The sequence below is a fragment of the Pseudomonas sp. GL-B-12 genome (assembly GCF_019955895.1).
Classification (GTDB): Bacteria; Pseudomonadota; Gammaproteobacteria; order Pseudomonadales; family Pseudomonadaceae; genus Aquipseudomonas.
The window spans coordinates 1-12928 of record NZ_JAHBCX010000025.1; the positions used below are offsets into that span (position 1 = coordinate 1).

The following is a 12928-nucleotide window of genomic DNA, read 5'->3' on the forward strand; positions in this document are numbered from 1 at the left end:
AATGCAGGCCGACCAGGTTGGGCAACTTCTGCAGAATGATCGAGAACTTCAGATCGAAGCTCATGAAAAACATGACGCACAGGCCGAACAGCACTGCCCAGGTCAAATACAGGCGAGAGCGAAAACCAAGTAGCTGGCTGAAACGACGCGTCTCGGTTTCGGAGGCGACAGCCGCCTTGGCCGGGTGTGGATTGAGGGCTGTCATTGGCTGATATCGGCACCGATCCATTTCTGTGAAATCTTGCTTAATGTGCCGTCGGCCTTGAGTTGGGTGACGACCTCAGTGACTTTGGCATTCCATTGCGGATCGCCCTTTTCGATCGCGACCACGTTGGGCTCTGCATACAGCGTGTCGCCAGCAATTTTGAAGCGAGGATCCTGGGCGATGCGTTCGCGAGCGGTGATGAGGTTGGTGACCATGGCATCCAGGCGCACGCCCGTGCCCAAGGCCAGATCCTGGAAGGCCACCGTTTCGTTGTCGTAGGGCGCGACCTGGACGCTTTCGAATGGATAGCTCAACGGCTTGTCCTCGGCGCCCTCGATCACCAGATCCTTGTTCAAATAGGCTTCATAGGTCGACGCGCTGATCACACCGACTTTTTTACCTGACAGATCCTTGCCCGTGACAATGTTCTTGTCTTTGGCATTCACCACGATCACGGCCGGGGACTGGTAATACTCCACCGGGAAGTCGAACACTTCGGCCCGTGCCTTGCTCGGGGTCATCGAGCAGACGCAGATGTCATATCGTCCGTTCCAGTGTCCGGCAGCGATGACATCCCAGGACGGTGTCTGCAGCTTCAGCTTCACCCCTAACCGTTGCGCAACAGCCTTGGCGACATCCACGTCAAACCCGTCCAGCTGGTTCTGTTCATTGAGAAAGGAGAATGGCGGATAGCTTTCCATCAGAACGCCGGTCAGCTCCCCGCTCCTGGTTACACGATCCAGAGTGGGGCCAGCGAAAGCCGTCGAGCATGTAGCCAGCAATGCCAAGCCAAAAGGTAAAAGCGCCTTAGTTTTCACAGACAAGTGCTCCAATCGATTCAAAATACTGAATAGATTAAAACGCACTATAAAAATAGTTTGTACTACCTTTATGGAATATAAGACTGCGTTCAAGCTATATTGGATCAAGCAGTTCAGGCGCTTGTGCCACTGACCCTTCGTGGCAAGCAACACCCTGACCGATCCGTTCGCGGCGTTACTCTTTCTTCAGCGATAGCTAGTGCACGACGTCCAGCCGCAGCGGTGTTCATTCGCGACCCGGCGGACTCACCGCAGGCATCGCGCAACCTGCTGCGAAGCCAAACAACCGAGCGAGTCAGGCATTCTCGTCTAACGTGAATGGATACGTTTGCATGATCCACTTCCTCTGAAAATGGAGTTCGACGATGAAAACAATCGCTTCCTGGCTGACGATTACGCTTTTTGGTCTGGTGCTTGGCGGCTGTGCCGCGGTTGGCGCCGGGAGCGGAGGCGCTGGCGAGATGGAAATTCGCTCGGGGAAAATCGAGCAGATTACCCAGACCCAGATGCAGACCAATCACGATAGCGGTGTCGGCGCCATAATGGGGGGTATTGGCGGTCTGGCCCTGGGAAGCCTGATCGGCCAGGGTACCGGCCGGGATGTGGCGATGGTCGCCGGTGCGCTGGCTGGTGCGGCGGGCGGCAACTACGTCGAAAAGAAAAAATATGATCAGCCCGTGGACGCGCAGCAGATCATCGTTCGCACCCACAGCGGCGTACTGGTTCAGGTGACCCAGCCGATCAACCCGGGGCTGAAAAAAGGCATGAACGTTTATGTCGAGGGTGCCGGAAACGAAGCGCGGGTGGTGCCACAAAGTTAGGGGGCGGCGACTGCGAAGTGGCACAGGCGCTCCATCCTGACCCGGATGGCGCGCCACCATGGTTCATGGGTTATTTGAATACCGGTACGCTGACTGACCCGTTGGGCTTTTTCAGGTACTCCCGCAAGCGAACACCAATCTCGGCAATTTTCGTCTCTCCCGCACGCAAGGCTTGCGGGTTGGTGTGCACCGAGTAGTTTCCCAGCGCCAGATCATAGGGATGCGGTGCGGCTGAACCGATCACGAAGACCGTATCTTTGTGCTGGGCTTTGAGCGTAACGGCGCCATTGCCTGGTTCAAAGATGGCCATTTCTCCTGCGTTGACCAAGCCTGATGCAGACAAAACGCCGCGGCTGACACTCAACCACAACGACTCATGTTCGCCAGGTGGAACATAGGTCCAGGATTCCCCGGCACGTAGCGTGACCAGCAGGTAATTCATGCCAGCGGGAGCACGCACCGGGCTCTGGACACCCTGGTACGAGCCGAGAATAACCCGCGCCGGCCCCACTTCAGGCATCACGCCCGACTCCAGGTATTGGCTGTCGACACTGGCGTTTTCCAGCGCCGGTGGTAGTGCAACCCACAGTTGAAAACCCTGAATCCGCTTCGATGTACCGACCGACATTTCCTTGCCGTGCCAGACTCCGCCTCCCGCCCGCATCCATTCAACACCGCCGTAGTCAATCATCCCGGTACCCGAACCAGCATCCTCGAAGCGCAAATTGCCTTCGGTAATGACCGTAACGGTGGCGATGCCCGAGTGCGGGTGCATGGGCATGCCGTTGATGAATGAGCTCTCGCCTTCAAACAGATCCAGGAAAACGAACGGCTTGATCAGGTGGCCAAGGTCCGAAGGACTCATCAACCGGACAATAGCGCCATGCCCGCTGCCTGTGGTGCGATAGCTGATTGCGCGGTGAGTTCCGGTTTCGCGTGCAGAGTCGGGGTCCATCGCGATGTGAGGTGGTTGCAGAAGGTTCATCATGATCACTCGAAGTGGGAAGCCTCGCGGCCCGATACCTCAAACAATAGAGCGGGACCGATTGCTTGATTAGACGATACAATTGGATTGCACTCGTCCACCCACGCGAGGAATGACCGGCCATGCTCGACCTCAATGACATCGCCATGTTCGTGCAGGTAGTACGCTGCGGCAGCTTTGCGCAGGCGGCACGACGGCTGGGCATGCCGCCCAATACCGTGAGTCGCCGCATCCAGCAGCTCGAGGTGCATCTCGGCACGCGGCTGCTGCAACGCTCCACCCGCAAGCTCACGCTCACCAGTGCCGGCCAGGACTTCCATGAGCGCTGCGCAGGTGCTGTCGACGGCCTGCTCGAAGCCGGACAGGCATTGGTGACGGGCAGCAACGAGCCCAGCGGCCTGGTGCGTGTGGCGGCACCAGCGGATTTCTTCGATTTCTTCCAGATGGCGTGGGTGAGCGAATTTCTCGCCGCGCATCCCCGCGTGCGGCTCGACTTTGTACTCAGCGATGCGAAGGCAGACTTGATTGCAGAGCAGATCGACGTCGCTTTTCGCGGCGGGTCCTTGCACGATTCCGGTTTTGTCGGCCGTCAGATCCTTGACCCGCGCAGCGTCGGAATGGTCGCAAGCCCCGCCTACATTGCCGCGCACGGCTCACCCCGCACGTTGCAGGACCTGGTAAACCACGATTGTGTGATCTCCGCGCAACCCGGCGGCCACGCCACATGGCGCTTGGTCGGTCCGAAGGGTGAGGAGGAAGTACAAGTTGCCGGGCGCTTCAGTGGCAATACCGCACAGGCACTGCGCAGGGCCGCCGTGGCCGGCCTCGGCATCGCACTGCTGCCACCCGTGATGGCCTGGCTCGACGTTCAGGCCGGAGCGCTCGTCCCGGTATTGCCGCAATACCAGCCCAAAGGCTACGGCCTGAACGTGCTGTATCCGAGCCGCCGGCAGCTGCCACTCGCGGTATCGGCGTTCATCGGTTTGGTGATCCAGAAAATGAATGCGGTAGACGCACCGCCGGTGTATCAGTAATCGCGCCCATTGCTGTCAGCCCATAGATCTATGCCTCCTGTGAACCTAAACTTTGAGTGCCTCGCCCTCCTCGCCGATTGTTGAACGGGTCCCATGACTGAGCATGCCAAGTACCATCACGTGTCCGAAGTACCAGGCCTGGTGCTGGGGTCCGCACGCTTTGTAGACTCCGGTTTCGATCGCCATTACCACCTCGATTTCCACGTTGGTTTGGTCACCGAAGGCATCCAGCGTCATCGATCCAAAGGCGAGTCGTTTCTTTTAGGTCCGGGAAGGATTGCCCTGATGCCGCCGGGTGAAATCCACGATGGTGTGCCCGAGGGCGGCGACGCTTATACGCTCAAGACATTCCGTCTGTCCCAGGCACTGGTCGCGAGCCTGACCGAGGAGATCAGCGGTCAACCGAGAGAGCTTGAGTTGACCGGTGTGATGCTGGAGGACGCGGGGCTTGCCAGCAACCTGCGCGGGTTGCACGACACGATGCAGCAGGCCGTTGGGCCAGGCAGCCTGGCGGTGCAGACGCAATGGATCACCCTGCTTGAACACCTGTTGAGCCAGTCACGGGCGACCAGGCCCGAAACGATTACCGGCACGCTATCGCCCCTGCAATGGTCTCGCCTCAGGGACTATTGTTTCAGCCACATCGATGAGCGAATCACCCTCGATGATCTCGCCGGACTCTGTGGGCTGGGGCGCTTCCCGTTTCTCAAGCAGTTCAAGCGGACCGTCGGCATGACGCCACACGCGTGGCTGCTTCGCCTGCGCCTCGAACGGGCCTGTGACCTGCTGTCTCGCAGCGGGCAACCGATCATCGATGTCGCCCACGCCGTCGGCTTTTACGATCAAAGCCATTTCAACCGCGCCTTTCGACAGGCATTCGGCGTCGCGCCCTCGCGCTACAGGACTTAGGCCGTCGGCCATCAAGCGACCGTCAATTTTTTACAAGCGCGGCAACCCTCACCCTCCATAGGATGCGCCAATCCAGGCGAAACACCTTCGCCTGCGCAGCCGAGAACTGGATGATGAACGGTGAAACAAACAGACCGCCCGCGCTGGGTTTTTCAAGTGACAACATCGCCGGCGCATCGCCGGAGGTGGCACAAGCCATCGTCAAACACAGCGCGGGCCAGGCGAGTCCCTATGGCACCGACGAGCTGACGGCGCAGGTCAAACGCAAGTTCTGCGAGATCTTCGAGCGCGACGTGGAAGTCTTTCTCGTGCCCACCGGCACCGCCGCCAACGGCTTGAGCCTGAGCACGATGACGCCACCCTGGGGCAACATCTATTGCCATCCGGCCAGTCATATCAACAACGATGAATGTGGCGCGCCGGAGTTCTTTTCCAACGGTGCGAAGCTGATGACCGTCGACGGCCCGGCAGCCAAGCTGGATATCGTCCGACTGCGCGAGCGGACTCGCGACAAAGTCGGCGACGTGCATACGACCCAACCCGCCTGCGTCAGCATCACCCAGGCCACTGAAGTCGGCAGCATCTACACCCTGGATGAAATCGCAGCCATTGGTGAGGTCTGCAAGTCCTCTTCCCTTGGATTGCATATGGATGGGTCGCGCTTTGCCAACGCCCTGGTGTCGCTTGGCTGCTCCCCGGCCGAGATGACATGGAAGGCCGGTGTGGATGCCCTGTCCTTTGGTGCCACCAAGAATGGCGCGCTGGCAGCGGAAGCGATCGTCCTGTTCAACACCTCCCTCGCCACAGAGATGAGTTACCGCCGCAAGCGTGCAGGTCATCTCTTTTCCAAGATGCGTTTCCTGTCGGCGCAGATCGATGCGTACCTGACCGACGATCTCTGGCTGCGCAACGCACGCAAGGCCAACGCTGCCGCCCAGCGCCTGGCGCAGGGGCTTGAAGGCTTGAGCGGCGTTGACGTGCTCGGCGGCACCGAGGCGAATATCCTGTTCTGTCGGCTGGACTCGGCAATAATCGAAGCGCTGCTAAAGGCCGGCTTCGGGTTCTACCATGATCGCTGGGGACCGAATGTCGTTCGCTTCGTCACCTCGTTCGCCACCACTGCCGAGGATGTCGATCACTTGTTGAGCCAGGTGAGGCGAGCTGTTGATCGGGTACAAGAACGATAGTCAATGGCGGGTGGCGGCTGTGCTCGCACTGGTTCCAATGAGCAGCCGCCACTACAACGCTCGGCTTCTACATCTCGCGAAAAAGAATCATGCCTGCGTGATAGAGAATCCCGTCCCGAAACTCCCCATCAGCCGTGAAGCCGGTGTCATCCACGTACTCGATGTGGTCACCTTCCAGCCAATACTGCCCCTGGTAGGCACTCGCCTTCCGGCCCCGGGCTTCATCGTATCGACCACCCGGTAAAAGCTCATGGCGAATGAGCCCGTCAGCCGTGACCCACATACCGACGTACTTGTCTTGTTCAGCAGATTTTTTAACCGTCATGTTCAAACCCTCGATTCAGAACGGACTGGCGGTTGGTCGGACAATCAGCTCACTGACATCCACATCGGCAGGCTGCTCGATGGCGTAAGCGATAGCGCGAGCGACGGCCATTGCTGGGATGGCGATCTTGCGGAACTCGCGCATCTCGGCACGCCCGCCTTCATCGGAAATGCTCTCGGCCAACTCGGACTCGGTCACGCCGGGCGAAATCACCGTGACACGAATGTCCCCGCCGACCTCCTGACGCAATCCTTCCGAGATGGCGCGCACTGCAAACTTGGTCGCGCAGTAGACCGATGCCGTGGGGCTGACGGTGTAGGCGCCAATCGATGCGATATTGATGAACTGGCCTGATTGCTGTTTTTGCATCAGCGGTAAACCGGCCGCGATACCATGCAAGACACCGCGAATATTGACGTCGATCATCTGATCCCATTCGGCGACTTTCAGCGCCTCGAGTTTCGACAGCGGCATCACCCCGGCGTTGTTGACCATCACATCGACCCGGCCATGCAGGTCCAGGGCAAAGTCGACAAACCCTTGAACATCGGCTCGCCGGGTGACATCCAACGCCTGGAAGTGGGCACTTCCACCGCTGGCGTTGATCTCGGCGCAGAGTATTTCGAGGCGCTCCGTACGACGTGCGCCGAGCACGACATGGGCACCGCTGCTGGCTAAAAGACGCGCGGTCGCTTCGCCTATACCGCTGCTCGCGCCGGTGATCAGAACGACTTTTTTCGAGATGTTCGACATGACCTTAATCCCTCACTTGAGTGCCTGGTGACGCGAGAACGGTGTCTCGCTGCCAGTCCAGAGTAGGGATAACGCCGGTCGACCAGTTAGTCAGATCCTTCTGACAACTTGCCTGATCCTGTCGGGGATGACTGACGACAACTTACTTCGTTGGATCGAGGACAAGCCTGCCCCGTAAGTGACGGCCCATGCTTTTCTCGATTGCGACTTTCGCCTCACTCAAGGGGTATGCCTCAACGTCGACCGTGAGGTGTCCCTTGTCGAACAGTTCGGCGATGAGCGAAAGCTGCCGACCATCCGAGCGGGTGGCAAAGTTGGCGAGCGTCACGCCGTAGTCGTTGGCCAGCGACATGTTTGGAGCACTCACCGGCGATACCAGCACACCGTTTCTTTTCAGTACCGCAAACGAACGGGTTTGTGTTTCGCCACCCACCAGATCCAGTACCACATCGAGGCCGGACACCAGTTCCTCGAAAGCCTGGGTGGTGTAGTCGATGGTGTAGTCCGCTCCGATTTCCTTCAGGTAGGCATGATGGTGTGCAGAGGCCGTTGCGTAGACTTCAGCCCCCAGGTACTTGGCAATCTGCACGGCCATGCTGCCCACGCCACCGGCCGCGGCATGGATCAACACCTTCTGGCGACGTTGCACGCCAGCGTGCTCGGTCAGCGCCTGCCAGGCCGTCAGGGCCGTTGCGGGGACAGCACCGGCCTGCAAGGCACTGAGGGATTTTGGTTTGAGCGCCAGCTTGGAAACCTGGGCAACCGCTTTGGTCGCATAGCCACCGACGATGTTGATGAAGCCGAACACTTCATCACCGATGTTGAACTCAGTGACACCCTCCCCCAGCGCGACGACGATGCCGGCCACTTCAACGCCCGGGGTAAAAGGCAGCGGTAACGGGATGAATGCCTTCATGGCGCCGGACAGGATTTTCCAGTCAATCGGATTCACCCCGGCTGCGGCGACATCGATCAGCACTTCACCAACACCCGCGACTGGGTCTGCAATGTCTTCCAGATGCAAAACTTCAGGACTGCCGTATTCGTACACGCGTAGGGCTTTCATGGAGGTCTCGACTATTGAAAAAAGAGGGAGAAAATATTGCGCTGCGAGGGAGCTGGCCCTGCGCAGCGCGGGGGTATCAACGACGACGGGCGTCGAGGCTGAAGCGACCGGCACCGAAAGCGACGACCTGCAACAGGCCACCGGCCATCGCGATGTTCTTGAAGAAGTGGATGAACTGGTTCTGATCGCCCAGTGCGTTATGGAACGCCAGTGCGGTGAACACACTGAACACGGCCAGTACGGCGGCGACGGTGCGGGTGCGGTAACCGGCGATCAACGCCAGGCCACCACCGATCTCTACAATGATCGCCACTGCCAGTGCCAATTGAGGAAGCGGAAGCCCGACCGAGCTGATGTAGCCGACCATCATTGCCGGAGCGGCCAGTTTCGAAAAACCGGAAAGGATGAAGATGGCGCTGAGCAGTACACGGCCGATCAACGAGGCCGAGGCTTGGGTGACATCGGAACGGCTCTGTTCAGAGGTGGTTGTTTGAGCGATGTTTGCAGAAGTCGTCATGGGGTATTTCCTTCAATTGGGTGCGATTCGACAGGAACCGCCCTGGTGAGGAAATGTTGCTCTTCGTCAGCTAACCTGAATAGCTGACTAATTTAGATCATTAGATTCGATAAATTAGAAAAGCAAACCCACATCACCGGTAAAGGAGTTCAATCGTGCAATTTGCCAAGCGACGTCTGATTCAAGGAAACAGGCATGATCTCTGACCCCGGAACACCGACACTGGACCAACTGCGGGTGTTCCTGACGGTCGTGGAAGTCGGCAGTTTTGCGGCGGCCGCCAGAAAACTTCATCGCGCCACTTCGGTCGTCAGCTACTCGATCGCCAACCTTGAAATGCAGCTCGGTGTGTCGCTGTTCGACCGCCAGACGACCCGCAAACCCCAACTCACCGATGCCGGCCGCACGGTGTTGGCCGAAGCCAGGACCATCGCCAACGGTGTTCATGGATTACGCGCCAAGGTCAAAGGCCTGCTTCAGGGGCTCGAAGCCGAAGTTCACGTGGTGCTCGATGTCATGCTGCCCCCCGAACGCGTGGTGGATGCACTGAAATCCTTTCGCGAAGAGTTCCCTACGGTTGCCCTGCACTTGCATATGGAAGCCCTCGGCGCGGTCACTGAACTGGTGGTCAACCGCGGCGCAATCATCGGTGTCAGCGGCCCCATGAACGAGGGCATCGACGGTATCGAAAGAATGGGTGTCGGCAGTGTCGAGTTGATTCCGGTGGCGGCCCCGAATCATCCTCTGGCATCAAGCGACTCGAATGTTCCGGGCGCCGGGCGAGAGTTCACGCAACTGGTGCTGTCCGATCGATCGGTCCTGACCAAGGACAAGGATTTCGCCGTGCTCAGTAACCGCACCTGGCGTCTGGCGGACCTGGGCGCCAAGCACATGCTGCTGCGTGAAGGCATCGGTTGGGGGAACATGCCAGCCCCGATGGTCCAGGAAGACCTGGAGAGCGGCCGACTCGTGCAACTGAACATTCCGGAATACAAGAGCGGCATTTACGCCTTCGACGTCATTTACCGCACGGACTTGCCACCGGGGCCGGCTGCGAGGTGGTTGATTGACCGCTTCGTTCAACAAAGCTCAGCACAGGAGACATCCGCTTGAACGCGTTACTTGCCGATTTTCTGGAACATGAATGCCGCTCGAGCCGCCCGCGATGAAAGTCGGCGTCATCTCCGACACCCACGGTTTGCTCCGCCCCGAAGCGATTGCCGTCCTGCAAGGCTGTGATCGCATCCTTCACGCGGGCGACATCGGTTGCGCGCAGATCCTCGACCAATTGGCCGCAATCGCGCCGGTGGATGCAGTGCGTGGCAACAATGACCTGGACGTACCTTGGGCGCGCGAGTTACCCGATTGTCTGCGCCTGGAGCTCAACGGCTGGAGAGTTCTGCTGGTGCATGACATCGCTGATGTGGCGAGCAATCTTGATAGCCGTATCAACCTGGTGATCACCGGCCATTCGCACAAACCGTGCATTGAATGGCGCGCAGAACGGCTGTTCCTGAATCCGGGCAGCGCCGGACGCCGACGCTTCAAGCTGCCTGTCACGCTGGCATTGCTTGATCTGCATGCCCGGTCAATCGAACCACGGCTGGTGTCACTGCTCGACTGATTCGCCTGCCATGTACCGCCCTCCCCCAAGCTCACCCGCTTGCGCATGCCTCCTGCGTCTACCCGGCCGCAGTGGCATCTCGTGAGACTCGTTTTCGAGCCACACCGCCATGAACGAACCCGCCCTCGGCGGGCGCTGGTTCTGTCATCAATAGCCAAGGATCTGTCGTCAAATGAAAAGCGCCCCCGATGGGGGAGCTTTTAAATGGTAGTTCTGAAAAAGTCTCTGGCGATTGAACCGACGGTTGCGACTGTTGCGCCTGAGTCACGAGTTGCCTGGTACGCCAGGCAGGAGAATAACAATATGAAATTCGTGAAAAGTTTTCTGGCTGCTGTCCCCCTCATGGCACTGGCCATCGATGCACAAGCCTATGTATCGAGTCAGGAAGCCGCCCGGCTGGGCACCAGCCTGACGTGGGTGGGTGCCGAAAAGGCCGGTAATGCCGATGGCTCCATTCCGCCCTACAGCGGTGGCCTGACCACTGCCCCCTCCAGCTTCAAGACTGGCGACAGCATGCGTCCGGACCCCTTTGCCCACGAAAAACCGCTGCTGGTGATCAACGGCAAGAACGTCGATTCGTACAAACGCATGCTGACCGCCACCACCGTGGCATTGGCCAGGCGCTACCCCGGCTTTCGCATCGACGTGTATCCGACCCACCGCACGGCATCGCTCCCGCAGGCGGTGCTGGACAACAGCCGCAGGAATGCCACTGCCGCCCGGTCCCTCAATGGCGGGATCGCCATCGACAATGTGATGCCCGGGGTGCCGTTCCCGATTCCGCAATCCGGCGCCGAAGCGATGTGGAACTTCCTGCTGCGTTACCAGGGCGTCAACATCCATTCCAAGTACGACTCCTGGAGCGTCGACACGGCGGGCGTACCGAGCCTGGCGGTCACCGGCGAGGCATTTGTCTCCTTCCCGATTTACGAGAACATGTCGAAGCCGATCAACAGCTCCGACATTTACTATCAGTTGAAACTGTCCTATACCGGACCAGCGCGCCGAGCCGGCGAGTCGATCATGCTCAAGAACGCCACTAACCCGGCGCAGTTTCCTGGCCGCGCCTGGCAGTACATGCCTGCCCAACGCCGCGTCAAACAGATTTCGATCCTGGCCTACGACACACCCAACCCCGGCACTGCCCGTGCACTCGAGTTGTACGACTGGACGCTGGTGGGCAAGCAGGAAATGATCGTGCCCTACAACACTTACAAACTGACCTACGCCCGCGATGCCAAATCGCTGACCACCCCCAATTTCATCGCCCCGGACTTCGTACGCTGGGAAAAACACCGGGTCTACGTCGTGGAGGGCAACCTCAAGCCCGGTGCAACGCACATCTACCAGAAGCGCCGCTTTTACCTGGATGAAGACACCTGGGCCGCGGTGGCCTCCGATCAGTACGACACCAGTGGCCAGCTGTACCGCGGTTCCTTCGCGTTCTTCAGCCAGAGCTATGACCAGCAGGTCCCGGACGCCACGCCTTTCATGACGTACGACCTGTCGCGAGGCACCTACAACATCAATGGCGTGGTGGGCCCTCATGGCGGCATCCGCTACATCGAGCCGCTATCGACGGCGCAGTGGGTACCAGAGTCCATGGCGGGTACCGGCATTCGATAGGCCCCGGGTTCGATTCAGCGCCGCCAAGCGGCTTCGATTTGAATGTAGTGTCAGGCCGCGTCTTCGCGGTACGTACCATCGGAATGTATAGCCCAATCAAATTTGTAGATTCCGGTGGTGCCGAAGCTGAATGACTCAGCCTTCAGAGGAAGTGATTGAGTCGTCACTTGATTCAGCAGCCAGCTTCAATCGGTCCGCTTTGCTGATGTATTTTGACTTGCTTTTCGGTGCCAGTTTGGCACTAGCCTTCTTGGCGTTAGCCTTTAGTATCTGATTTAACTTTTTACGACGATTCATGTTTTTCTACTCGGCCTTTAAATTCTTCAATGATATCAGCTTGGAGCATTGAACCAGATTCCCATGGTGCGCATTCACTGCATAACATTGGAAACAGGCGTTGATCGCCCCTGGCACTGGCTTGGTCTCAGGCTCCCGCTGGGTGGCATCCGAACGCACGCCCCCACATGTGGGGAATCTCACTTTTTCGGGGGTGGATTCAGTGTCGGTTTTCGTCTGAAGGAGGCAGCTTGCAGCGCTGGAGGCCCGGGACTGGTAGCCAGGCTTCTTTTACTCAAATGGCTTGATTATTGCTAATTCCACTCCATGAGTTTCTCGGTACCCAATTTACCAGGCACCCCTGTAAAAACACGGGGTTTTGGGAGGTTAGTGCCATGTGGCATCACCCTTTGATGTTTTTGGTTTTCTACCTGTTTTTCACCCTCGGCATCGGCTGGTTGTGGTCCTTTGCTGTCCTGTATTTGCTTTGATCCAATGGAGAAAGTGTCCCTGCAACCCATCACAAAACCAGACGACAACCTTACTCGCCCCCGTTTCAGCTTTCTGGCCCAGCCACGCCCCCATACACGCTCAACCGGCCCATGTACGCGGCGTGCAATGCCTTACGCAAGCTCGGTTCACACCGTACCAAGACGCTCGCCTGACCCGCCTGCGGATGTAACGAATCAGGCCACGGATGTTTACCTATAGAGCAGATCCTTATACGATGAAGTCCGCTTCTACTGCTCTCCATCAGGTCTGAGTCAGACATGGTTATT

Annotated in this window: 14 protein-coding genes and 1 pseudogene; 7 read left to right on the forward strand and 8 right to left on the reverse strand. The window is 58.6% G+C overall.

What is annotated here, in order from left to right:
• Together KGA85_RS15215 and KGA85_RS15220 are read right to left on the reverse strand one after the other, a co-directional pair.
• Window positions 1-205, reverse strand: a pseudogene (locus KGA85_RS15215) (amino acid ABC transporter permease); the annotation flags it as partial.
• Window positions 202-1023, reverse strand: coding sequence for an ABC transporter substrate-binding protein (locus KGA85_RS15220; RefSeq protein ID WP_223543198.1), 822 nt, complete (start codon window positions 1021-1023; stop codon window positions 202-204). The pseudogene KGA85_RS15215 and the gene KGA85_RS15220, both read right to left, overlap by 4 nt.
• Before the next feature lie 368 nt (window positions 1024-1391).
• Here KGA85_RS15220 and KGA85_RS15225 point away from each other — a divergent pair, with 368 nt between their 5' ends.
• Window positions 1392-1847: a glycine zipper 2TM domain-containing protein gene (locus KGA85_RS15225; RefSeq protein ID WP_223543199.1), complete on the forward strand. Its 456-nt coding sequence runs from the start codon at window positions 1392-1394 to the stop codon at window positions 1845-1847.
• Window positions 1848-1917: 70 nt separating this feature from the next.
• Here the strand turns inward: KGA85_RS15225 and KGA85_RS15230 are convergent, their stop codons facing one another.
• On the reverse strand, window positions 1918-2832 hold the full coding sequence (locus KGA85_RS15230) for a pirin family protein (protein WP_411741746.1): 915 nt from the start codon (window positions 2830-2832) through the stop codon (window positions 1918-1920).
• Between the two features lie 122 nt (window positions 2833-2954).
• Between KGA85_RS15230 and KGA85_RS15235 the strand changes: the two genes are divergently transcribed.
• The 3 genes from KGA85_RS15235 to KGA85_RS15245 all read left to right on the forward strand — a co-directional run bounded on the left by KGA85_RS15235 (window position 2955) and on the right by KGA85_RS15245 (window position 5962).
• The gene (locus KGA85_RS15235) at window positions 2955-3866 is read left to right on the forward strand and encodes a LysR family transcriptional regulator (RefSeq protein ID WP_223455801.1); all 912 of its coding nucleotides are present in this window, start codon (window positions 2955-2957) and stop codon (window positions 3864-3866) included.
• 93 nt (window positions 3867-3959) lie between these two features.
• The gene (locus KGA85_RS15240; RefSeq protein ID WP_223455802.1) at window positions 3960-4775 is read left to right on the forward strand and encodes an AraC family transcriptional regulator; all 816 of its coding nucleotides are present in this window, start codon (window positions 3960-3962) and stop codon (window positions 4773-4775) included.
• 110 nt (window positions 4776-4885) lie between these two features.
• The gene (locus tag KGA85_RS15245; protein ID WP_223455803.1) at window positions 4886-5962 is read left to right on the forward strand and encodes a threonine aldolase family protein; all 1077 of its coding nucleotides are present in this window, start codon (window positions 4886-4888) and stop codon (window positions 5960-5962) included.
• 67 nt (window positions 5963-6029) lie between these two features.
• On the opposite strand, the gene KGA85_RS15250 is transcribed toward KGA85_RS15245, so the two are convergent.
• The 4 genes from KGA85_RS15250 to KGA85_RS15265 form a co-directional block, all read right to left on the reverse strand.
• A complete protein-coding gene (locus KGA85_RS15250; RefSeq protein WP_223455804.1) occupies window positions 6030-6287 on the reverse strand; it encodes an Atu4866 domain-containing protein in 258 nt (85 codons plus the stop codon).
• A gap of 15 nt (window positions 6288-6302) precedes the next feature.
• Window positions 6303-7040, reverse strand: coding sequence for an SDR family oxidoreductase (locus KGA85_RS15255; protein WP_223455805.1), 738 nt, complete (start codon window positions 7038-7040; stop codon window positions 6303-6305).
• Window positions 7041-7182: 142 nt separating this feature from the next.
• Window positions 7183-8106 carry an NADP-dependent oxidoreductase gene (locus KGA85_RS15260; RefSeq protein WP_223455806.1) on the reverse strand — a complete coding sequence of 308 codons (924 nt, stop codon included), beginning with the start codon at window positions 8104-8106 and terminating at the stop codon, window positions 7183-7185.
• Between the two features lie 76 nt (window positions 8107-8182).
• The gene (locus KGA85_RS15265; RefSeq protein WP_223446919.1) at window positions 8183-8623 is read right to left on the reverse strand and encodes a DoxX family protein; all 441 of its coding nucleotides are present in this window, start codon (window positions 8621-8623) and stop codon (window positions 8183-8185) included.
• A gap of 195 nt (window positions 8624-8818) precedes the next feature.
• Here KGA85_RS15265 and KGA85_RS15270 point away from each other — a divergent pair, with 195 nt between their 5' ends.
• From KGA85_RS15270 to KGA85_RS15280, 3 genes are all read left to right on the forward strand, one after another.
• A complete protein-coding gene (locus KGA85_RS15270; protein ID WP_223455807.1) occupies window positions 8819-9736 on the forward strand; it encodes a LysR family transcriptional regulator in 918 nt (305 codons plus the stop codon).
• A gap of 52 nt (window positions 9737-9788) precedes the next feature.
• Window positions 9789-10247: a metallophosphoesterase family protein gene (locus tag KGA85_RS15275; RefSeq protein WP_223455860.1), complete on the forward strand. Its 459-nt coding sequence runs from the start codon at window positions 9789-9791 to the stop codon at window positions 10245-10247.
• Between the two features lie 303 nt (window positions 10248-10550).
• Window positions 10551-11873: a DUF1329 domain-containing protein gene (locus KGA85_RS15280; RefSeq protein WP_223455808.1), complete on the forward strand. Its 1323-nt coding sequence runs from the start codon at window positions 10551-10553 to the stop codon at window positions 11871-11873.
• Window positions 11874-12008: 135 nt separating this feature from the next.
• Here the strand turns inward: KGA85_RS15280 and KGA85_RS15285 are convergent, their stop codons facing one another.
• On the reverse strand, window positions 12009-12170 hold the full coding sequence (locus KGA85_RS15285; protein WP_223455809.1) for a DUF2986 domain-containing protein: 162 nt from the start codon (window positions 12168-12170) through the stop codon (window positions 12009-12011).
• Between the last annotated feature and the right edge of the window lie 758 nt (window positions 12171-12928).

Coding starts and splice junctions, on each gene's coding strand:
- KGA85_RS15225 (WP_223543199.1), top strand. CDS start 1,392: ATGAAAACAATCGCTTCCTGGCTGACGATTACGCTTTTTGGTCTGGTG.
- KGA85_RS15230 (WP_411741746.1), bottom strand. CDS start 2,832: ATGAACCTTCTGCAACCACCTCACATCGCGATGGACCCCGACTCTGCA.
- KGA85_RS15235 (WP_223455801.1), top strand. CDS start 2,955: ATGCTCGACCTCAATGACATCGCCATGTTCGTGCAGGTAGTACGCTGC.
- KGA85_RS15240 (WP_223455802.1), top strand. CDS start 3,960: ATGACTGAGCATGCCAAGTACCATCACGTGTCCGAAGTACCAGGCCTG.
- KGA85_RS15245 (WP_223455803.1), top strand. CDS start 4,886: ATGATGAACGGTGAAACAAACAGACCGCCCGCGCTGGGTTTTTCAAGT.
- KGA85_RS15250 (WP_223455804.1), bottom strand. CDS start 6,287: ATGACGGTTAAAAAATCTGCTGAACAAGACAAGTACGTCGGTATGTGG.
- KGA85_RS15255 (WP_223455805.1), bottom strand. CDS start 7,040: ATGTCGAACATCTCGAAAAAAGTCGTTCTGATCACCGGCGCGAGCAGC.
- KGA85_RS15260 (WP_223455806.1), bottom strand. CDS start 8,106: ATGAAAGCCCTACGCGTGTACGAATACGGCAGTCCTGAAGTTTTGCAT.
- KGA85_RS15265 (WP_223446919.1), bottom strand. CDS start 8,623: ATGACGACTTCTGCAAACATCGCTCAAACAACCACCTCTGAACAGAGC.
- KGA85_RS15270 (WP_223455807.1), top strand. CDS start 8,819: ATGATCTCTGACCCCGGAACACCGACACTGGACCAACTGCGGGTGTTC.
- KGA85_RS15275 (WP_223455860.1), top strand. CDS start 9,789: ATGAAAGTCGGCGTCATCTCCGACACCCACGGTTTGCTCCGCCCCGAA.
- KGA85_RS15280 (WP_223455808.1), top strand. CDS start 10,551: ATGAAATTCGTGAAAAGTTTTCTGGCTGCTGTCCCCCTCATGGCACTG.
- KGA85_RS15285 (WP_223455809.1), bottom strand. CDS start 12,170: ATGAATCGTCGTAAAAAGTTAAATCAGATACTAAAGGCTAACGCCAAG.